Raw genomic sequence first — 20,403 nt, forward strand, 5'->3', positions numbered from 1 at the left:
AGGCCCTGAAGAAGGAACCGTGCTCAACGGAACTCCCACATCGTCATGTCATCGCGCTCCAGCTGATTTAGCGGCTCGGAGTGACGGTGCTGCTACAGGTATAGGCCCCGGATACCGTGGCCTTGCAATTCGCGAAGCTCACTGTGAAGGCCTTGCCTCCTATCACCGCCTGGGTGCTGGGGAACTTCATCGGGGTCACGGGCGGCACTGGGCTTTCAGCTGTGGCGGGCTGAACGGGAACATCTGACAAGTAACCTGTGCCGATGTAGAAGCGCGCGACCGAGTTATCTGTGTAACCTTTGAAGACGAAGGTGGCGAGGACAGGAACACCCCTATAGAAGGAGAAATAGTTCCACGTGCGCTGGCTGTTGTCCAGTTGCAGGTCACCAACGGTCGTCCTTACCGGGTATATCTCCTTGCCTGTTGGGCTGACCAGTCTCGCAATTTGATAGCTGACTTGTGACTTGGTGTAGTCGTATCTTTCAGCGTAGCTCAAGTTAATTGAGCAGCTCACTGTAGTGGGATCCAGCCTCTTGCAACCCTTGAACGTGCCCGAAAAGTCATCGTTCACAATTGAAAAGTCCCAAGTCTGTGCGGATGCTCCATTCGCACCAAGAACTATTGCCGCTGCCATCGCTATTAGCTTCCTCATGGCTTCAAGCTATAGATGCACAGGGGAAGAATAGGGGAAGAAGGGTCGCCAACAGCTGATCCAGGCCTGCCGCCGCGCCGACGTCTCCGGGGAGAAGGTGGGGGTGGGACTGCTCGACCTCGACCGCTTCAAATTGATCAACGACACCTTCGGTCACCCCGCTGGTGACGAGCTGCTCAGGGAGGTGGCCCGCCGGGCTTCTTTTCCTGCTGTGGCTGCTCTTCGAGCCTTTCCAGACGCTGCAGCCAGACGTGCGCAGAACCCTCAAGCTGATTCCTGTGCTTTCTGACGTTCTGAAGTTCACGTGGTTGCACTACCCGTTGATGACTGTGCTTGCCGCCCGGTTCATGGCAGGTCACGCCCAACAGCAGCGTGTGGCGTCTATCCCCGGGAGCTGGGGCTCCTAGCCAGCACTGGCCCTGCTGGGCGTCGCCTTTCTGACCGCCGGACCACTTCGTCCCGGCTGATGCAATCAGTGGAAGGTTGTCCCTCTGAGTTCAGGCCATTCGACCTGCCCAGGGGCTCCTCAGAACCGGGTGAGGGCCGCCGGGTCGCGTGAGCTCGATTTGGGCAACCTGCGCGGGGGACGCGCCCACACTTCAGTCGGGGCGGTGATTCAGGAGCGAGCGTACATCTGATCTGGCTAGTTAGTTGAGTTCAGCAGAGATGAGCAGGCGGTGTAGCTGATAATCCCAGGAAGAGGCACCGTTGAATCCCAGACGCACTCATCTGGCGTGATAATGCTGATGCCATGCGAAGTAATTCTTGTTGCCTTCAGTGTAGGCGGCGCATTGAACATCCAGTACTTCCTCGACCTTCGGTATCCTGAGTGTCGATTTCAGCTTCGAACCCTTCCTGATTATTCCGTCACGATCCACGATGATTAACCCCCTTTCAAAGAGCGCGTCACATCCAAGCGCACACATGAGTGCTCCAACATTGCTGTAGTCCTCACGCTCTCCAGTTGTGCACTGGCTGCGTTTCTTGATGTGAGCCGCAACGAGCAGGGTGTCAGGAAGAAAGGTTCCACAAATGCAGCAGGGTCCCATCGTCTTGCCTTTGAGTAACACTTTCTTCAAGTGACGCTGTTCTTTGTTCGACCGGGCGAGCACCTCTCTTAAAATATTCATAGACTCAGGAGGGGTTCCCTCGAAGCAAAGATCATCAGCATCGAGGAGTTCAGACGAGGCTGTGTCTGTGTCAGACGGTGAATCTTCCAGCCTTACCCCCCCATTGAGCAACGTGACCAGGGAGTCTTCCGAAAAAGCTCCAGAAAGCTCAATCCGGATTCTCCTGGTCCGGTTCCCCGGCCCCCTGGCCATCGGTGCGCGCCCCACGCCTGCCATTCGGGAGGTGAGGAGGTGGTGGATGCGGGCAACCGCCTCGTCTGTGGGGCCATCGATCATCTCCGCGGGGCCAAGGATCTGACGCTCCCTGAGCTCCAGCCGCTGCACCTCTTTGCTGTCAACCCAGACTCCCAGGATCGCAGCATCTGCAGTCAAGATCCGCTGAAGGAGAATCTCAAGCCCCATTGTGTACTGAGTGTTCCTGGCATTCTTGCCGATCGTGCCGCCTCGACTGTAGAAGATCACGGACGTACCCTTGACCTCATAACGAGCGTCGATGGGAACCAGACTGGAGCCGAGTACCTGATAGACCTGAGCCATTGATACCTTCATCGTAAGTTGGAATCAAGGGTTCAAGCTGAGAAGGCCGGAGACGAAGGTTTGCCTCAGGAAAGGAAGGAGCGCTGAAGTGTTCTGGCAGAGGCTCGCGGGCCTGAAGAAGCGCAGTGAGCAGCGTCCGTGGTGCCCTGAGATGAACGATGCTGCCTAACATGGCGCAAATGGTGTCACGGTCTCCTCCACCACTGACTGCTGTCCACAGCCCTTCTTCAACGTTGTTCAGGTGCCTGCTGGTGCACCACAGGGCAAAGGGCACCGTGTCGTGAGCAGAGGGCTGGAAGCTGTTGTCCAAGATTGAAACCGCGAAGGCGATGGCGCTCTGGGGCAGGCCTCTGGCGCGCCGAATCTTGCTGGCCACTTCGCTGCGAGGAACCCGGCGCTGCGTCAGATCGAGGGAGAAAGGTGCTGGTGTTCCTCGGCACCCCAGCCGCCCGGGGCGGCACCGACAGCCACAGCTTCAGGGTGGGTGTGGGTGATCAGACTGGACAGGCGTGCCTGTTCCACCACCCGCTCAAAATCCGGGGCAAAATACACCTCTGATCGGCGCATCCTCCAGAGTAAATTGGCGAATACGAGCCTGGCCACAGGGTGATTCAAAAGAGGAGTGCACGGCGTACCCCATGGAGCGCGCAAGCCATGGTGCCTGCTGACACTCTCCAATGGTCATCTGAATCCAGTGCTGGGAAGGTCAGAAGGGATAAGGGACTGAACCTGTCGGGTCAGCTGGTGTACACCCACCAGCGGGCCCGTCAACCATCCTCACATTCGCCTCACTCTGGCCAGGGGCCGTCCTATAGTGAACCCATCACAAGTACAGGGGCAGGGACTTCCGGGACCCACCCGGGGGGACCCTATGGCAGGATTCATCACCAACAGTGTCGAGCTCATTCAGCGCATTCTCTTTGACGGCCGCAAGACCGACGAACTGCTGGTGCTCAAAGAACTCGTCCAGAACGCCGACGATGCGAAGGCCAAGATCCTAGAGGTGGGCATCAGTGAGGGCCTGCCCGGCGCCGAACACCCACTGCTGCAGGGCCGGGCCCTGTACGTCGTGAACAACGGCCCCTTCAAGGCCTCTCACGCGCGCGCGGTGCGCAGCCTGGGCGGGAGTTCCAAGGTGGAGGAGGAGGCCGCGATCGGGAAGTTCGGGATCGGCCTCAAGAGCGTCTTCTACCTCGGCGAGGTCTTCTTTTACCTGTGCCCGTCCGTGGACGACGATGGCAGCGCGCAGCTGCCCCTCGCCCAGGTGCTCAACCCCTGGAACAACGGACCAGACACCGACAACCCACGGCCAGAATGGGACACCTTCTCGGTGGCGGACCGCCGGCGCATGCGCGCCCACCTTGACGCCCTCGGCGTCACGGACGGCTTCGCCATCTGGGTGCCGCTGCGCACCCAGGAGAGCACGCAGCTGATTGACGGTGAGCTGTCGGTCTACCAAGCGTACCCCGGGGATGATGACGAGCTGGACCGCGCGCTCTTCTCCCAGCGCGTCTACAGCGAGATCGCCCGGATGCTGCCGCTGATGCGTCACCTGCGCCGGGTTCACTTCCATGCCCCGCGCGGCCCAGTCACGCTCGACGCGGGTGATTCCACACGCTCCCAGTACCCGGATGTGGTGGGCGAGCACGCCTTCGCTGGCGAGGTGCGGGGCGAGGGCGTGCCGGATCTGCAGTTCTCGGCCGCGGAACACCTGCTGACCACCGGCCGGATCCAGCAGCTCCGCGACAGCGGCCACTGGCCCCGACGGCAGGTGGCCGGCACCTCCCGGCAGGTCGAGGACAAGACCCGGGCCCACACGGCCGTGGCCCTCAAGCGGCAGGCTGACCCCCGCCGGGACGGCGCGGCGGGCCCGCCCGCCCGCCTGGTCATCCAGTGGGCCGTCTTCCTGCCGCTGGGCGAGCGCGAGACTATTCCCATCGGTGGCCCAGCCGACTTTCACATCACCCTGCATGGCTGCTTTTTCATCACGTCCGACCGGCGCGACATTCTCTCCTGGCGAGACGCCCCGCGAACGGTCGCAGAGTCCAGCAGTCAGCTGCAACAGCAGTGGAACGGAGAGCTGGCGCGCAAGGGCACACTGCCCCTCCTGCTGCCGACCCTCTCGGCGTTCGCCCGGCAGCTGACCGCGGACGAGGCCATGCTGCTGACCGCCGGGATCAAGGCCTCTCAGCTGTGGAGAATGAATCAGGCTGAGCTGTGTACCCGTGGGCAGTGGGTACTCACGGTCGAGAACGGCTGGCAGCTGATGCCGCCGGGCACGCGGCTGCTCGCCTTCCCCCGCCTGAGTGGCGGACAGGGTGGGGCCTGGCTACCCGGCTGGGCCGAGGTGCAGCGCCGCGCGACCCTGGTGGATGACGGCGCGCCGCATCTGATGGCGGGGATGCCCGCCCCCTGGCGCGCCGACGAGGTGACCGCACTGCTGGGCGACCTTCAGCCGGGTGACCTGGACACCGCGGCGCTGGGACACCTCACCACCCTGTTGCAGACCGTCGCGCACCTGGACAACTGGCCGGCACGTCGCAACTGGCTGGCACGCGTGCTGGCTCTGGACGCCAAGACCCTGGGGGCGAACCGCGAAGCCCTGGCAGCCCTGCTCCAGACGGCGCCCACCCAACAGTGCTTTTCGCTGCCCAAAGGCATCGCCCGACACGTGCGCGAGCGCCTCGCGCTGCTGTCCACGTCTGTTCTGGTTGTTCCCGGTGAAGTGAACCTGGAGGGGCAGGCCAGGCTGTCCTGGCAGGACGCGCTGACCCTGCTGCAGTCGCTGGCGGGCCAGCGCGGCACCACGGGCGCCGTGACGCAGGTCCTGAACGCGGTCGCTGAGGACGAACGGCGGCAGCTGCGCGCCGCGGTGTCGCAGCTGCCACTGGTGGAAGTGCGCACCCTCAACAGCCGGGAACAGGAGCCGACATTCATCACGCCGGCTGAGGCGTTCGCGCGCGTGGTCGCGCGCCAGCTCTTCCGTGCCACGGACACCACGCGTGAGTGGGCCCGGGTGGTGGAACAGGCCTTCCGGGGGGGAACGCCGCAGTACACGGAGGGCGCGGTGCTCGAGGCCCTCGGAGGAGAGATCGCGTCCTTCGAACCGGAGGATCTGCTGGCTCTGCTGCGTCAGGGACTGCCGTTCAGTGGCCTGGAGGGCCGCACCACACTGCTCCAGGAGTTGACCCGGCGCAACCTCGTGGAATCCCACCCGGCCCTGATCCGGGTGACACTGCATGGTCACCCGAACCAGCTGAACCGCACCGAACCGCTCCTGGTCGTTCGCGCCGCCCAGCCAACCCTGGAACGGCTGGCCGGCCAGTTGCTGGCGGGCCGTGGAGAGGCCTGGCGGGTGGTTCCACGCGCGCTCGACGAGCTGCTGAATGAACCCCAGCGCCGCTTGCTCCAGGTCGAGCCGCTGGACCCGGGGGCTGTCGCCGGGATGGTCGATGCGTCCAGTGTGGCGCAGGTCAACGCCGGGGCCTTCAGCGAGGACGAGCGCCTCGCCCTGCTGATGGACCTGCCGGTGAGCGTGGCCCGCTGCCTGCCGTTCCACCCGGCGCAGTCCGGCACGCTGGTGGCGCTGACGCCGGACACCCTGATGCCCGGGGACGGCAGGCTGCCCGCCGCCCTGACCGAGAAGGTGACTCTGCTGCGCCCAGACCAGCGCTGGGCGCGCCTGTGGGCGCAGCTGGGGGTCGAGATCCTCTCCCCTGCCCAGGCCATCGTGCGGGTGCTGAGCAGTGCCGCGCCATCGGAGCAGACCCTCTGGCTGCTGGACCAGCTCGAAGGGCTTGAGGCAGACGCCCTCGAGGCGGTCCGGGACAAGCTGGCGGCAACCACGTGGTTGCTGGATGCCTCCGGAGAATATGTGGTGGCGCCCGGAGACGTGCTGTGCCTGCCTGAACTGGACGACGCGGTCACCCGTGTGCTGGCAGAGATGGAGAGCGCCTACATCGATCCGAACGGACTGCCTCAGGCGGTCACCAGCCACCGTGGCTTTGATCGCCTGAGGCGTGAGGGCTTCCTGCTGACCGGTGTGGACGCCGCCCTGGCCCTGGCCAGGGTGATGGCCGATCATCCGGACCATCGGTACCAGACGGGTCAGGATCAGCTCGACTTCGAAGCGTGGTGGAGGCTGTTCGGTCAGCTGGATGACGCGGCTCTGCCGGCCCTGGCGGTGCTCCGTCCCCTGCAGGCCCTGGACCCGGCCTGGGCACGTCAGGTCAAAGGTCTGCTGGCGGGTTCCCTGCCGGACGCGGCCCTCGCCCCCGTCCTGAATCATGTGGCCGATCAGCACAGGCGGAGTCTGGGGGACCGGGACGTGCTGCTGCGCCTGCATGCTGAGCTGCTCGCCGAGGTGAAGAAGCGCGAGCTGTGGCGCCAGCTCCGGCCAGCGCTTCAGCTGCGCAACATGCAGAACCAGTGGCGCCGGGCCGGTGAGCTGTGCGTGCAGGCGGAGGGCGTTGACGGACGGGACCAGCTGCACCAGGATCACCAGCGGCAGCTCGGTGACGTGATTACACCAGAAAATTTTCCGGAGGCCGGTGTGCCCAACAGTCCTGGCACGGCCAGGGTGGACGTGGGGATGACACGGGCCGCGCAGGATCTGGAAGCGTACTTCGCGGCCTGGGAAGGGCTGGTGCCCGGTGAACTCATCGGCGCCTTCCTCAGCCTGCTGGGCGGCGATCCGGCGGTGGAGGCGCTGGCCCGCCGCATGCTGCACCCCCGGTCCCTGGGAACAGTGCGGGACATCGTGGAGGCCGACGCCACCCAGCGGCCACACAACGTCGGCTCGTTCGCGGAGTGGGTCGCGCTGTACCGCGTGACTGTGCTGGTTTCGGCGGACGACCACCTGTGGGTGATGTCGCTCACAGACGAGCCCCTACGCGTTCGCCGGGACACCTCCCGCGCGAACGTGGTGGTGGGTCGGCCCGAGGCGGGACGCATCCACGGCAACGTGTACGTGAGTCCGCTGCACCTGAACACGCTGGACCTGACCCGGTACTCCCGCAAGGAACTGACCGAGGCCCTGCTGGCCGCCACCCGGGCGGTGCTGCGCGGCATGTACTTCGTCCGTGAAGATCACCTCGATGACCTGTGGAAGCAGCTGGGTGAAAGTGATCAGTTCGATCTGCTGTACACGCAGGACGTCATCATTCAGGACAGCATCTCCTATATCCGGTATCAGCTGAGCCTGCCAGGTCAGAACCCCCTTAATGCCCTGTTCGCCCGCTGGGAGTCCGCGCGGCTGCTGGAGGCCGAGGAGCATCACAACCGCCTTGTGCGCCGCAAGGGCCAGGCCGCCGAGCAGATCGAGGGGCTGCGTGATGAGCTGCGTGACGCGTTCGAGAACGAGGATTCCGAGGTGCTGCCGCGGCTGCTGGAGGCCGTGCGGCGCCGCGTTCAGGATGCGCAGTACCTGCCGACGAGCGTGCCGTTCGAACTGCTGCAGAACGCGGACGACGCGCTGGAAGAACTCCAAGTGATGCGTCAGGGTGGTCAGGTGGACGACACGTTTGTGGTGGAGATCGGGGCTGACACCCTGACGTTCATGCACTGGGGGCGCGCCATCAATCAGTTCGCCCTGCCCGGCTTCAATGGGGAAATCCACGGCTTCAAGGGCGACCTCAAGAAAATGCTGATGCTCGCGGCCAGCGACAAGGGCGCGAGTGAACTGCAGGTGACCGGGAAGTTCGGCATGGGTTTCAAGAGCGTCTACCTGCTGGCCGACCGGCCCCGGGTGGTGAGCGGACGCCTGGCCTTCGACGTGCTGGGCGGCGTCTACCCGCGCCAGATGGATGCCGAACAGGCCAGCCTGCTGCGGGACGGACTGGCGCGCCATGGAGAGCGGCGCAGCGGGACCGCCATCTCCCTGGAGGTGGAGGCGGCGGCGGCCGGGCTGGCCCTGCAGGAGTTCCGGGCGTGGTTGCCAGTCCTGCTCGTGTTCACGCGGCAGGTCAAGCGTGTGGTCGATGTAACGGAGAGCGGCGAGCGGGTCACGTCCTGGCAGGATGTCCCCCTGGGGGAGGACGGCTGGCGGGTGGGTGGAGTTCACCCCCAGCAGGGCGCGCTGGGGCGGGCGCTGGTCTGCCAGGTGCCCAACGGCACGCTGCTCTTTCCGCTGGGCGCGCGCGGCCTGACGCCGCTGCCCGATGAGGTGCCCACGCTGTGGGTGACGGCCCCCACCCGGTCCCATGCCCGCGCAGGCTTTGCGGTGAACGCCACGTTCGCTCTGGACATCGGCCGCGCCGAGGTGGCGTCCCGCGCGCCCCACAACGAGCGGCTGGCTGTCAGCCTGGCCGAGGACCTGGCACGGGCCCTGCGGACCCTGCATGACCGGACGGCCGACTGGCCCGGCTTTGTGCAGGCCTTGGCCCTCGCCGCCGACACGACCCCGCAAGTGTTCTGGCTGAGCGTGTGGCAGGTGCTGGCCGAGCGGGCCCCGGAGCCGCAGGGCGCGTTCGCGGGGCAGCTGGTTCACCGGATGGTCTGGGGCAGCCCGCAGGCTGGCCTGTGGGCGCTCCTGCAGGAGCGGGAGGTGCTGCCCACCGGACTGAACGGCGATCACGACGTGCTCACCTCTCTCGGGCGGGCCACGCATGAACTCCACGGGGTCGCGGCCCGTGAGGGCGTCTTCAGTCGGCTGCGTGAATCCGCGACCCTGAACCTGCAGTACCCACCTGGCACGCTGGTGCATGAACAAGTCGCCACCCGCCTGCGCGGACTCACGAACGGCCAGGTCAATCTGCCGAGACTGCGCCTGGTGGACATCCTGCGCGCCGAGTTCGGGGCGCACCCGGAAGTCACCCCGGACCATGCCCGCCGCCTCGGTCAGGAGTACAGCCGGGCAACGCTCACGACGTTCGGGGAGGAACAGGCCGAGGTTCAGGACTACCTCGGAACCTTTCGGTTCCAGACCCTGGCTGGCACGTTTGTGCCGGCGCACGAGCTCATCCTGGGCCTCGAGGGAACCCAGGTGGGAACAGACGAGCGCCTGCGGGCGGCGTTCGCCCCCAGGGCCCGCGTGCTGCACGCGGTCTATCACGACGCGGCTGACTTCGTCGTCCTGTGCCGGAATGGGCTGCGGGCGGACGCGCGGGCGCTGGCACAGTGGGTCAGCGACGCGCGCGGGATAGAGGCGCAGCGGGCGGTGCTGCGGTACCTGCTGGAGGGTGAGCTGGCCGCCTCGCTGGCCAACGAACTCGCGCAGGCGCCCGAGACCTGGCTCAGCGACCTGCTGACCCATCCGGCCTTCCGCGCGCTCACCAATGATGAGCGGCATATCCTGGCCGGCCGCCTTCAGCTCGGTAGCCGGCTGGATCAGCTGACCCGCAGCAGCGCCCCGGAGCCGGAGGACGCCCAGCCAGTTCGGCAGGTGGAGGATCCTGCCCAGGCGCTCCAGACGCTCTATGACCACTGGCAGGAGGCCGCTGAGGACCTGACCCGCAGCTATGAGGAAGCCGTGTACCCGGCATTCATGCGGTCGGGCGGCACCCTGCTGCCCTTTGGAGAGGACCGCAAGCGCTGGATGACCCTGCTGCTGCTGGGGACCTACCAGAGCCTGGGCCGCACCACCCCGCAACAGAACCGGGATTTCCTGCAGGGGGCCGAGAGAGACGGCTGGCTGGACGTGTTCGCGTCACCCGAGGTCAATCCGGTGGAGTGGTTCGAGATCCTCGACCAGTTTCTGAGCCGTGCGGGAGGGCAGGAGTACTACCACTGGTTCTCGCGCTTTCTCGCGACGTACCAGCTGTCCCGCCACCTGGACGAGTACATGGCCATCCTGAGCGGCATGGACCGCTTCACCGGTCCCCAGCCGCTGAGCGCCGTGCTCAATCCGTCCAGCAGCGCGCTGTTCAGCGGCACCGGCATTAACGTGCCCGACCTGCACCGCGCTCTGGGCATCGGCCGGCATTTCGTGCTCCGGGAGCTGCTGCGAACCGGCACGATCGTGACCCGGCACATGGACGCTGAGGCGTTCCATCCGTCCGCCGCCGTGCGCCGTGAACTGGCCGCCCTGGGCTGCCCCATCCAACCGCAGAGCTGGAATCCCGGGGATTCGCGCACCATCCACAGTTTCCTGAGGACCCATCTCGGCGAGAAGCGGGCCACCTTTCACGGCGGATTTGACCTGCCCTTCGTGCTGCAGGTCCCCGTGGCATGACCGGGGCCCCCTTCCAGCCGGGTGAGCGGGTCTGGCACGCCACGCACGGGTCTGGACGCGTGGAACTCACGCGGCGCATGACCGCCATCGTGCGCTTCACGCATGGCCTGGAAGAGGTGCTGCTGGCAGACCTGGAAGCGCGCGCCGACACGCCGGTCTCCGCACCGGCGGCAGACGTGCTGGCGCGCGTCCAGGCGGAGGCCATCACGTCCGTGAACAGTGCCTGGGGCGTGTTCTCCCGGTCAAGGGTCGCGCTACTGCCTCACCAGCTGTGGGTCTGCCGGCAGGTCATCACCCGCTGGCCGTCGCGCTGGCTGGTGGCGGACGACGTGGGGCTGGGCAAGACGGTGGAAGCAGGGCTGATCCTCTGGCCGCTGCTCTCACGGGGACTGGTGCGCCGCGTGCTGATCCTGTGTCCGGCTGGCCTGGTCGAGCAGTGGCAGCACCGGATGCGCACGATGTTCGACATCCGCCTGGCCCGCTACACGCCGGAAGCCGACACAGCCCGCAGCGGCTTCTGGGACACCCACCCTGTGGTGGTGGCCTCGCTGCACACCCTGCGGGACGGGCGCGGTGGCCGCCACACCCGGCTGCTGGAAGCTGAACCCTGGGACCTGGTCATCGTGGATGAGGCCCATCACCTGCACGCACCTGAATCAGGCGCCACCCTCGGATACCGGCTGATCGAGCGGCTCTCAGACGCGGAGCGCATCAAGGGCATGGTGTTCTTCAGTGGCACCCCGCACCGCGGGGACGACCAGGCGTTCCTGGCCCTGCTCCACCTGCTGCGGCCGGAAGACTTCAACCCGGCCCGCCCCCTGGCCGAGCAGCTCCAGGCCCTGCCCCAGGTGATGATCCGCAACAACAAGCAGCGGGTGACGGACCTGCACGGTGAGCGGCTGTTCCTGCCGCCCCGGGTTCGCTCCGTGACGTACGCGTATTCACCGGCGGAGGCCGCGTTCTATGCGCGGATGACCGAGTTCATCGCGACCGGCAAGGCGTATGCCAGCAGTCTGGGAAACGGCACAGAGGGCCGCGCGGTGATGCTCGTGCTGATCGCCATGCAGAAGCTGGCGAGCAGCTCGGTGGCGGCGGTGCACCGGGCGCTGGCGCGTCGACTGACGGGACTCCAGACGGCCACCCGGAAGCGGGACGAGGTCGCCGGCGACACGGATGATCTGGACGCCGCGGCCCGCCACGACGAGCTCCTCGCCGCACACGCCGTCCAGTGGCAGCTGATGAACGACGAGATCGCCCGCTTGCAGGAGCTGGTGGAGGCCGCGCAGGCGGTTCGTGAAGAGACCAAAGTGGCCCGCATTCTGGAGGCGATCGAGCAGGACTTCACGGATCGCAGTGTGCTGCTGTTCACCGAGTACAAGGCCACCCAGTCCCTGATCCTGAGCGCCCTGAGCGCCCGGTATGGGGCGGGGAGCGTGGTGTTCATCAACGGCGACGACCGGGCGGAAAACGTGCTGGGTCAGACGCTCACCCTGCCGCGCGATGTGGCCGCCGACCGCTTCAACGCCGGTCAGGCCCGCTTCCTGGTCTCCACGGAAGCCGGGGGGGAAGGCATCGACCTGCAGCAGCAGTGCCACACCCTGATCCACGTCGATCTGCCCTGGAACCCGATGCGGCTGCATCAGCGGGTGGGGCGGGTCAACCGCTACGGGCAGCGCCATCAGGTGGACGTCCTGACCCTGCGCAATCCCGACACGGTCGAGGCGCTGATCTGGGAACGCCTGGACGGAAAGATCCGCCGCATCACCCAGGCCCTGGGACAGGCCATGGATGAGCCGGAAGATCTCCTGGAACTGGTGCTGGGCATGACTGACCCGACGCTGTTCACGGCCCTCTTCGCCGAGGCGGCCCGGGTTCCCCGGGAGCGGCTGGACGCCTGGTTCGACGACCGGACCCGGCAGTTCGGCGGTGAGGACGTGCTCACAGCGGTTCGGCAGCTGGTCGGACACAGCGCCCGCTTCGATTACGCGCAGGTGAGCGCCCTGATTCCGAAGCTGGATCTGCCGGATCTCGCCCCCTTCTTCCGGCTGATGCTGGCGCTCAACCACCGCCAGGTGCGCGAGGACGGGGGCCAGCTGAGCTTCAACACGCCGAAGGAGTGGATGAACGAGTTCGGTGTATTGCCGGTCTACCGGGACCTGGTCTTCAGCCGGGATGTCCCGGTCAGCGAGGCCGGGCGGCTGCTGGGCATGGGGCACAAACTGATGGAGCAGGCGCTGGCGCAGGCGCGCGCCCTGCCCGGGCGCGCGGCGGTTCTGCCCGGCCTCGACCAGCCGCTGTTCATCTTCCAAGTCTCGGACCTCCTGACCGGGCGTGGACAGGCAGCGCCCACCACGCTGGTCGGGGTCGGTGGAGGGGAGCAACACCAGCTGCTGCTGGACTGGGAAGTGCTGGGCTGGACCAACAGCCAGCCGCGGGCCAGTGTGCTGCGGGATGAGGGAGGCATCCCGCTCACGGCGGACAGCGAGGCCCAGCTGCGGGTCGCGGAGACTTTCCTGGAAGCGCAGCTGCACCGCCTGCACCTGGACTACCGCCTGCCCCGCGTTGAACACACGGCGAGCTTCTGGCCCGTCACCGGTCTTCCAGCCTGAAGTCTGGGGCAGGCTCGTCAGGCCAGGACTCTGCTCTGTTCAGCAGGGAACCGGTGATAAGGTCCACCGCAGAACCCAGCTTCCCCTGACATTCAAGGGTTGTTTCCCTGTCAGCTTCAAAGGGCCCACCAGAAGAAAGGCAATGCTGGAGCAGCACCCATGGGTGCCACTCACGTGCATTCGAATACAGCGGCTTCTCCATGCAGATGATCACCCCAACCCCACTTATTTCAAGCCCTCCATGAGGGCCCGAATGGGAGCGGGTGACCCCTTTAGTGTGATCACTCTTGCCCACGCTCCATCCACTGCACCAGCCTCACTCGGCCTTCCCGCTGGCCCCCAAATCAAGAAAGTCCACCATCTGCGGCGCGTGGCTGCGGCTGTTCGGGTTCGGCGCTTTGCGCATGCACTGCCAGGTCATTTCACGCGCCGCCGCCTGGATCCCAGGGACGTCCAGCAGTTGCCGGGCGTTCCTGAGGCCATCCACAAACAGTCCCACATGGTCATGCCCCGGAAAGCGGTACATCTCCGGCACGACGTCCACGCCCAGGTTCTGCAGGTGCCATGCCCATCCCGTGCCGTACGTCTCCTTCAGCACGCTGGGCGCCACCAGCAGGAAGAACTCCTGGCCGTCCAGGGTGCGGAACACCTCCTGCCAACTCGCATTGACGCGGAAGCCTCCCTTCGGGAAGCAGGTCGCACTCCACAGGCTCATCTCGGTCAACCCAGGGGCGATGACGCAGCGCTGCACGTAATACTCCAGCAGGGCCAGCAGGTCGTCTGCCTGCGGTGTGCTGCGGAACTTCTCCCAGACCCGCACCTGCCGGCGGCGCACCGCTTCATCCCGCGAACGGCCAGACCACGCCGGCCTTCCCCCTGCCCGCCAGGCCTCCTGATCAGCCGCAGGGACCAGGTCGTCAAGGTCCGTGCCCGCGTGCAGCGGCAGGCTCATGCCCACCGAATTCCGCAGCTGGATCCCGACCTGCTCCAACTGGCGGATGTAGGCCTGTTCCGGCACATGCAGGTCACCCTTGGGGATGGGCAGCAGGCTCACTGCCTGGACATCCGGGTGGTTGGCGAGGTGCTCCCGGTAGCGGCGGGCGAAGTTCTCGGTCCGGCCCAGGTAGTGTTCTTCTCCTGCATGCAGGACGTACAGACCGCGTCGCCGGCTCTTGCGAACGAGGTCGGCGATGCTGAGTCGTCCCGTGGTCGGCACAGGGGCCTGGAAGCCCAGGGTGCTGAGCAGGTGCTGCAGCTGCGGATCAATAATGGATTTCATGGTCATGTGGCCTCCTGAACGGGAACCGGGGTCTGGATGGGGACACCCTCGAGCCACCAGTCGAACAGGGGCAGCCAGCGGGTGGTGTGATGAACGAGTGTTTCTGGGTGGGACTGTACCGCTAGGGCCCCTGGCTGCACCCACGCCTCAGGCAGGCCGTCTGGCGCACAGGCGAGGGGCGTGTGAGACAGTACCAGGCGGTCAACGCCCTGATGATGGCTGGAATTGACGTCCATCTTTGCTCCGAGCAGGGCTGAGCATGTTGTGAGCGTTCGGCTCACGCTGCCTCTGGACCGGATTAGGCGCTAGCACTGAAAGCCGCCCTGGTGAACCTGACCCCACAGGCTGATGGGTTGGAGCCTGAAGTGCAGAAACGAAGCGGGTCATAACACAAGCAGGGCGGTGGTGAACACGCCTTGGTCTGGGTGCAGGCGCTTGCTTGTTGTTGTGCTGATTAGGACAGCAGGGCTTTGCAAGGCACAATGACCGTGCTGATCGGCCTCGCTCAGTCCGTGCCTCAATGGCCGGTTCCGTCTGGATTGACGCACTTGGCCACGCTCTAGACACCGGCGGCCGTACTCGCCGAAAGCTCCCTCAGTTGTAAATGAGATGTACAGTTCCAGCACCACCAACGTGAACATCAGTGCCAGCAGAACGGACCCTTGGATTGACCTTGAGCTGTGCGCTACTTTCCACAGTATCTTGAATGTGTCTAATTGCGTACCTTATCTTAGTGGAATGACTTTTAGCGACTACTTTCATCCTATTGATTTTTCTAGCCGTGAAAAGCTACCAACCAACTCGCCCCTGGCTAAAGCTGTTGAATTGATTGGTAGTTTTCAGAGCCCCAATGTGCTCCTCAAAGATGTACAAGGAGGAAACACTGCAAATCATCCAATTCCTATATTTCACTTCCCGACCATAGCCGATAACGGCGCTTTCAGGTACAATCTAATCCCTGATAAGCTGAATCTACCGTATATCATGATTAACATGAATAGTAACGATTATCTTATGACAGTTGCTCATGAGATGGGCCATGCTATGGATCATCTATTAAAAGTCCATTTCATGGGATCTTCTTCTGTATCTAGTACAAAAAAGATATACGCTAGCGAATATGATATAGATCCACTGCAGCCTTGGTGGACTGCTGTGCAACAGACGGCAGCATACAAGCAAATACAAGCCATGGACTTGGGTGCGCTGGCTGCAGAACCATGTCGATCAGAAAATCTACTATTTGCCACTCGACGCGAGACATTTGCCTGTAGCTTTGCACAGTTTATTGCTCTGAAGAGCGGTGATCCCAAATTCATCGCTCATCTCGATGCTCGCCGCACTTCCCGTTCCGGTCAGAAAGATCGGTATTGGCAGAGTGCAGATTTTTTATCTATTAATACGACTCTAGAGCATTTATTTAGTGAAATCGGCTGGTGAATTCATCTATGTTAAGTGAAGAAGAACATTAATTACAAAGTATGCAATACCATCACACTGTCTACTTGTCGCTGCCGAAAAAATTAAAGCACCGCATGCAACATAATATACTGTAATATGAGACATCAGTGAAGTGTGGTAACCCAAGAATACTTGCGAAAGAGCATATATATAATACTGCCTCGGACAAACAGAAGACTCTCTGTGTTTTGAGAACTCCAGACAGGTTTAATCTGATACATCTTTAGGTGTAAGATGCATACCAGCGTTTGTTTAACCAACAGGTGGTTAAAGATTCCAAGCAACTCAACCATTTGCCAAGATGAGGATATGCCTAATGCATCCGCAGAAGGTCGATTTTCCCAACACTGATGGGGTCGAATAGCCTTGTGTCATATCTCAGACACAGACTGGGCAACCACTTTGAGGAAGCAGCCAGGCGACGAATTTAGAGCGGAATTAATCCCCGATCCGTAGAGCAACGTCCGACGGACTACGCCCAGGCAATGCTGGCACACAGTGGTGCAGTCCCTCCAAGTCATCACCAGCAGCTGAACCTGACTGACGCCCAGCTCGACGTTCTGGCCGCCACACTGCTCCCGCTGACACTGGAACAGGGGCGCTAGTTGACAGACGGACTTTCGGGTCGCATTATGAGAACCCTAGGGGGTCGCCATCCCCTGAGCACCGGACCAGATCGCCGTAAGGCCATCCTCCGACAACCCACACGCCGTATAGGCTGCTTCTACAGCCCTTTCGGAAGTGGAAGTGCTCAGGCTTTGTGGACTCTACCGTGTAAGACCTCGTCGGCAATTGGGCCGTCGGTCACATGGACGACGTCGGTATGTACCGGCCCCTACGGCTTCAAGTCGGGCGAAAGCCCCTCACCGTAAGGAGGAAGTACATGTCGACAGATTTTTTTGTTAACCCCACCGAGCAGCTCGAAGCCATGCCTGTCACACTCCAGGACGAGATGGTTCAGATCCGACCGCGTCCTATCGAACACGTGCAGTTGGCGAAAGAGGCCGCCCGGACGAACTTTATCAATAGGCTGCACAAGGAATATAAATACTCTCTGGAGTACGCGAAGGCGATCGGGCGGATCGTCGTCGACCCCACTGCTGCCCGCCATGCCTTGGAACACCTGCAGCGCCGCCGAATTCCCAGTGGCACTGTCTATGTCCTGAACGTGGATGTCTTTACGCCCGGCGTTTCCGTCAATCCCGTTAATCCGCGCGAGACTGAGCGTCGCGCATACCAAATCGAAAAGGGTAGCGACGACCGTTCCCCTTTGAAGCTATCGTCCAGTGCGGGCCCCGAGCCCATGCTGCTCATCCGCGGAAAGACCCCAGCCCACATTATGCAGGTCGCTCGCGACGCCGGCGCCGACCTACGCAATAACAGCAATACTGCGCTTAAGGACCCGATCTGGATGGAAGGAATCCGCGAGCCTTTGTTGCTGTTTGTCGCTCAAGTAGACCACGAGGATGGCTCACCATCAGCGACGTTCGTACTTGCTGCTGATGGTTCTTCGCGTACGGCTCATAGCCACGAATTCACCAGCACCGACGAGGCCGATGCTATCTACCGTTGGCCGCAGGCTGACCCGAGGCAGTGGAGCGGCCACTTGGGCTCAATAATCGCTGTCCAGGATCGTACGCTCGATAGCGTGAGCGAACATCAATTAGCGGCCCACCGAGCTCTAGTCGCTCCAGCCAGCATCGTTATCAAGGTTGATGCCGCCCGTCCGAATGAGCCGATCGACGCAGTGCGGGCATATCGCTCGATGATTGGAGCGATTCACGTCTCGCGGCCTAAGGATTGGGGTGTAGGTGCTGAGAACGACGAGATCGCTACCGCAATTTTGGATGCCCTCGAGGCCGACGGGAAGCTTAATCCTGATTTGGCAGCGTATCTGTCTGGCACACTGCCAGCGAACATTTTAGAAAGCAAGGGCTTCTCTCCACACACTGATGTGCGTGGCTTGCACATTATGAAGGAACTAAACCGGCGCAGTGTGCGGCCCGAGGTTTCGCGGGTGTTCTGCAGTATTCGTCAACAAAAGGCGTTGCGCCAGAACGATCGTTCCGACATCGTCGCAGAGTTGATGCTGCGTGCAGTCCGTGACCGTATCAGCCAAATCGCTTCGCCTACCGAGGTGAACGGTATCCGCTCAATGCTGCAGCGCACTGTTCGTTTGCCTGAATGGCGTGCCTCAGAGTTCAAAGTAACAAAACGTTCGCCAGAAACGCTTCGTGACGAGGCTATAGAGGCGTTGAAGACTAACCCTGAGAATTTGTCGACAGCTGCGCTGGAATTGGGTTTGCTCGGCGTATACTGGTTGGTCGTGTTAACTGGCATTAAGCGTGAGACGACCCAAAGTCCTAACAAGGTCAGCGGTGCCGAATTAGCAAAATGGCTCATGAGCCGCAAGCAAGGCATCTACCAGCTCTATCAAGCTGTTATCGACGGTCGAACTGGTCGAAAGAACGTCCGCTATGTGGACCCTGATGGGAACTTCGTTCTGGCCGCTAATGAAGCCGAGCAGATGGTCAGCGATACGCTAATTCGTGAGAAGTATAACGAGACCCAAGGTGTGTCCGAATCGGGCGGCTTGGCAACTCCTATATCGCAATCCACCCCCCGACAAATCCTCCAGAATCAGTTGAGTGATCTGAACAGGAAATTGTATGACCTGAAGGTTCGCGTGGCGGAAATCGAGAAAGTCAATCAGGACGGTAAGAAGCTCGTAGATGCTGAGGGCATCCCGTATGGGGCTGCTGAAGAGGCCGGCCGGGTTCTCGATGAGCTGCGTTTGCAGTTGCTCACCTGGGGACGCATCAACAAGCGACAAGCGGACGCTGCTTCCGCTGAAGTGACTGAGGATGGCGTGAAGCTCTTTGATGACGAGGACGAGAACCCCTATGAACTGGACGGGGTCGAGGCTTGAACGCCGAACGTTACAATACGGCGGTAAGCCTTGCAGGCGGGCACCTGCGGCTACGTCATCCTAAACCTGTGCTGATGGATGAAGTCTCGCGCATGCGAATGTCCGTGGGTATTTACTTCGGGTGTAGCATCGATGGACGACTCGATTATGTGGGCTCGGTAGCACGCCCGGAAGACCCAAAAGCATGCTGGTCGCGAATGCGCGAGCATAAAAGTCAGAAAGGCAAGCTCTGGCCGTGGTTATGGGTACTGCCTCTGAAGGACACCACTCCAAAGTGGATTGTCCGGGCTATTGAAGGCCAACTGATCGACCTGTTCCAGCCTCCAGGGAACGAGAAGCATCACCCTCCACGCTTCATCCCTTTCTCCTAAAGGGTTGATACGGGCTGGCTTTGATTGCCGTTCATCCGGGAAACCACCAAATGTCCGTCCATCGCCGCCAGCCCGTATTTTCTTATACTCACTCCGCTCGAATTCGTCTTCGACTCATTTTAATTTCGTATGAGACATTGTCAGGAGGCATACAGCCTCTATCCAAGGTAAGCAGGCAGGGTGCACATGAACCCTGCCTGCTCGTTGGTTACCTTGTCAGTAGGACTGCCTCTGAATGGAGCAGGCTAGGCCTTCAGGACGAATGCTGCGCTTGCTTTCATCCGCCCCAGTTGTGACTGCGAATAGCTATAAAGAGTTGTCTGCGTAAACATATGGCGGATCCCACGCAATTTCTAGCAAAGGTTCCAGCTTACTTGCCAGCGAGTCAGCTCTTTGCCCTGCCATGATCAGCAAGTGGATCATTCGGGACTGCTCTTCGAGCAGGGCTTGACTGAGCACACCCAACCTCTCAGCGTAGAACAGCAGTTCTGAAGATGGCATGATCAGCGCTGCCCTATCGAGGTGTCTGAACTTCTGGAGACAGATTCCAAGCGAGAGCGCAGTGTGGACTCAACGGGCATGCCGTGATTCTCGGCCGATGCCTGCAAAAATCCCACGCCACGATCAGCACACCCTGATGAAAGTCACGCAGTGCGCGGGCGTCATACCCGAGGGTCATCTCGTCGACCACATGAACCGTTTCAGGATCCCGGTAGGGTTCGATGGAGCGCTTCGGAGGCTCCTGACCAAAAAAGACCCGGTGCACCACTCGTTGAAAATTGCGATCCAAGGGGATAACTGGCAAGCCGAAAGCGTATAACAATACGGCGTCGGCGATATAGTCCCCCACGAAAGGTAGCGACAATAACCACTCTCGATCTGGTGGAACTTCGCCGATCTCCGCAACCCGCCGCGCCACCTCGATCAGCCCCAGGGTCTTGCGGGGCAGGCCGGCTTCCCGGGTGAGTTCCGACAGCACCGTGGGGTCAGCCGCCGCCAGCGCAACCGCGTTCGGGAAGTGCTCGATAACCCGTTGATAGACGCGCTCGATCACCAGGCGCGCTGTGCGCGCAAGCAGGTACTCGGCCACGAGTACTTTGAAGGGATCCGGGCTCTTGTGCCAGGGAAACTGGTTCCCCCGTGTTTGGCCCAGTTGCTTGAATAGAGCCCCGATTTCCTCAGCGCGGCGCGTTCTCTCGGCGTCCGCTGGCAACTGACGTGCGGGCTTTGACTTGACATAGCGGCGGCTCGACACCCCCCCACTG

Annotated in this window: 13 protein-coding genes; 6 read left to right on the forward strand and 7 right to left on the reverse strand. The window is 62.5% G+C overall.

The window, feature by feature from the left end; all coding sequences use genetic code 11:
- Positions 1-67 precede the first annotated feature (67 nt).
- Positions 68-652, reverse strand: coding sequence for a hypothetical protein (locus M1R55_RS00835; protein WP_249392868.1), 585 nt, complete (start codon positions 650-652; stop codon positions 68-70).
- 103 nt (positions 653-755) lie between these two features.
- Here M1R55_RS00835 and M1R55_RS32005 point away from each other — a divergent pair, with 103 nt between their 5' ends.
- Positions 756-941, forward strand: coding sequence for a diguanylate cyclase domain-containing protein (locus tag M1R55_RS32005; protein ID WP_371827130.1), 186 nt, complete (start codon positions 756-758; stop codon positions 939-941).
- A gap of 436 nt (positions 942-1,377) precedes the next feature.
- On the opposite strand, the gene M1R55_RS00845 is transcribed toward M1R55_RS32005, so the two are convergent.
- Genes M1R55_RS00845 through M1R55_RS00850 form a run of 3 tightly spaced genes read right to left on the reverse strand, consistent with a single transcriptional unit; the run spans position 1,378 to position 2,886 of the window.
- The gene (locus tag M1R55_RS00845; protein WP_249392869.1) at positions 1,378-2,319 is read right to left on the reverse strand and encodes an HNH endonuclease; all 942 of its coding nucleotides are present in this window, start codon (positions 2,317-2,319) and stop codon (positions 1,378-1,380) included.
- Positions 2,261-2,695 (reverse strand): ADP-ribosylglycohydrolase family protein, encoded by a 435-nt coding sequence (locus tag M1R55_RS32010; RefSeq protein WP_371827131.1) that lies wholly within the window; start codon positions 2,693-2,695, stop codon positions 2,261-2,263. The genes M1R55_RS00845 and M1R55_RS32010 overlap by 59 nt, the downstream gene beginning before the upstream one ends.
- Before the next feature lie 26 nt (positions 2,696-2,721).
- Positions 2,722-2,886 carry an ADP-ribosylglycohydrolase family protein gene (locus M1R55_RS00850; RefSeq protein WP_249392870.1) on the reverse strand — a complete coding sequence of 55 codons (165 nt, stop codon included), beginning with the start codon at positions 2,884-2,886 and terminating at the stop codon, positions 2,722-2,724.
- A 304-nt stretch (positions 2,887-3,190) separates the two neighbouring features.
- On the opposite strand from M1R55_RS00850, the gene M1R55_RS00855 reads away from it, so the two are divergent.
- Together M1R55_RS00855 and M1R55_RS00860 are read left to right on the forward strand one after the other, a co-directional pair.
- Positions 3,191-10,489, forward strand: a complete 7,299-nt coding sequence (locus M1R55_RS00855) for a sacsin N-terminal ATP-binding-like domain-containing protein (RefSeq protein ID WP_249392871.1) — start codon at positions 3,191-3,193, stop codon at positions 10,487-10,489.
- A 77-nt stretch (positions 10,490-10,566) separates the two neighbouring features.
- Positions 10,567-13,098, forward strand: a complete 2,532-nt coding sequence (locus M1R55_RS00860) for a DEAD/DEAH box helicase (RefSeq protein WP_249392872.1) — start codon at positions 10,567-10,569, stop codon at positions 13,096-13,098.
- Between the two features lie 316 nt (positions 13,099-13,414).
- On the opposite strand, the gene M1R55_RS00865 is transcribed toward M1R55_RS00860, so the two are convergent.
- Together M1R55_RS00865 and M1R55_RS00870 are read right to left on the reverse strand one after the other, a co-directional pair.
- Positions 13,415-14,383 carry a hypothetical protein gene (locus tag M1R55_RS00865; protein WP_249392873.1) on the reverse strand — a complete coding sequence of 323 codons (969 nt, stop codon included), beginning with the start codon at positions 14,381-14,383 and terminating at the stop codon, positions 13,415-13,417.
- Positions 14,380-14,613 (reverse strand): gamma-glutamyl-gamma-aminobutyrate hydrolase family protein, encoded by a 234-nt coding sequence (locus M1R55_RS00870; protein WP_249392874.1) that lies wholly within the window; start codon positions 14,611-14,613, stop codon positions 14,380-14,382. The genes M1R55_RS00865 and M1R55_RS00870 overlap by 4 nt, the downstream gene beginning before the upstream one ends.
- Before the next feature lie 502 nt (positions 14,614-15,115).
- Here M1R55_RS00870 and M1R55_RS00875 point away from each other — a divergent pair.
- The 3 genes from M1R55_RS00875 to M1R55_RS00885 all read left to right on the forward strand — a co-directional run bounded on the left by M1R55_RS00875 (position 15,116) and on the right by M1R55_RS00885 (position 19,138).
- On the forward strand, positions 15,116-15,817 hold the full coding sequence (locus M1R55_RS00875; RefSeq protein ID WP_249392875.1) for a hypothetical protein: 702 nt from the start codon (positions 15,116-15,118) through the stop codon (positions 15,815-15,817).
- 904 nt (positions 15,818-16,721) lie between these two features.
- Positions 16,722-18,767 carry a hypothetical protein gene (locus M1R55_RS00880; RefSeq protein WP_249392876.1) on the forward strand — a complete coding sequence of 682 codons (2,046 nt, stop codon included), beginning with the start codon at positions 16,722-16,724 and terminating at the stop codon, positions 18,765-18,767.
- On the forward strand, positions 18,764-19,138 hold the full coding sequence (locus M1R55_RS00885; RefSeq protein ID WP_249392877.1) for a hypothetical protein: 375 nt from the start codon (positions 18,764-18,766) through the stop codon (positions 19,136-19,138). The genes M1R55_RS00880 and M1R55_RS00885 overlap by 4 nt, the downstream gene beginning before the upstream one ends.
- Positions 19,139-19,652: 514 nt before the next feature.
- Here M1R55_RS00885 and M1R55_RS00890 read toward each other — a convergent pair.
- Positions 19,653-20,393 (reverse strand): endonuclease III domain-containing protein, encoded by a 741-nt coding sequence (locus M1R55_RS00890; protein WP_249392878.1) that lies wholly within the window; start codon positions 20,391-20,393, stop codon positions 19,653-19,655.
- Positions 20,394-20,403: the final 10 nt, after the last annotated feature.

It is taken from the genome of Deinococcus sp. QL22, from assembly GCF_023370075.1.
GTDB lineage: Bacteria > Deinococcota > Deinococci > Deinococcales > Deinococcaceae > Deinococcus.